A 1,258-nucleotide genomic window follows, 5' to 3' on the forward strand; every position below is an offset into this window, starting at 1 on the left:
GCAACGATTACTACTACAGAGTGTGGGCGACCGGCAAGCCGGGCGAGAGCACGGGCGTGTATACGACTCTGCCGGGCAATGCGGCGCGAAGACATTGTACGGTAACCATCGGCTGAATTCCTGAGCGAATCGGATAACGGCCTGAAGAAAAGGACCGCACCCTTGGCAAAAGCTGAGGGTGCGGTTCTTTTTATGAAGCGGAGTAGCATATACAGGGATAGCAATGCATATTTTATGATGACGACTGAGAAAAGTGACGGTGAGAATTTATGATTATCGTAATTAAAAAGAAACAGATTATTGCAGCAATCCTGTGCCTGTTACTCCTTCTGGCGGTTCCGTTGGCGTTGCGTAAGCTTTTACCAGCGAGTGTGGCGGCGTCCGCGTCTGCCAACACCAACTGGGGATTGAGCTTTCAGGAAGAGGGAAAAACGCCGGTTGGCAATGCCTCCGCCGATTTTCTAAAGCAGTACAATGCATATTATGCGGGGGACCCGTCTGAAAAAGTGCTCTATCTGACCTTCGATGCGGGATATGAAAACGGCTATACGCCTGCGATCCTGGACGCATTGAAAAAGCACAATGTCAAAGCGACTTTTTTTGTAGTGGGCAACTACATAGAAACCAGTCCGGACCTGATCAAACGCATGGTGGCGGAAGGCCATATTGTTGGCAACCACACATATCATCATCCGGATATGTCCAAAATCTCTGATATGGAGTCCTTTAAAAAGGAAATCAACGATCTGGAGCAGCTTTATAAAGAGACAACCGGCCAGGAAATGCAAAAGTTTTACCGGCCTCCGCAGGGAAAATACAGCGAAAGCAATTTGAAACAGGCGCAGGAGCTGGGTTACAAAACCATCTTCTGGAGCCTTGCCTATGTCGATTGGTATGTGGATAAACAACCGACCAAGGAAGAAGCTTACAGCAAGTTGCTGCCGCGGATTCATCCGGGGGCAATTGTGCTGCTGCACAGCACCTCCAAAACCAATGCAGAGATACTGGATGAACTTTTAGGCAAATGGGAAGCAGAAGGGTACACCTTCGGTACCCTGAACGACCTGTGTACAGGGGCATAAAAAACAGAAGGATCTGATTGTTTACGTAAAAGGCGGCCTGTTTCCGTTGACCGGAGATAGACCGCCTGTATTAATCAGCTTTAGCGAAAGGACAACCCGCGGCTAAGCCGGGGAGAGTAAAAAAGATTAAATAGTGAAAAAACCTTCTGGTAGAATAAAGTCGCGGTCGGTCAACT

The 1,258-nt window shown here is 48.5% G+C and carries 1 protein-coding gene; it reads left to right on the top strand.

Annotation, left to right across the window (positions count from 1 at the left end):
* Positions 1–269 precede the first annotated feature (269 nt).
* Positions 270–1,082, top strand: a complete 813-nt coding sequence (gene pdaA / locus I4V53_RS13825) for a delta-lactam-biosynthetic de-N-acetylase (protein WP_195986276.1) — start codon at positions 270–272, stop codon at positions 1,080–1,082.
* Positions 1,083–1,258: the final 176 nt, after the last annotated feature.

The sequence above is a fragment of the Clostridium sp. D33t1_170424_F3 genome (assembly GCF_015667585.1).
Classification (GTDB): Bacteria; Bacillota; Clostridia; order Oscillospirales; family Acutalibacteraceae; genus Anaeromassilibacillus.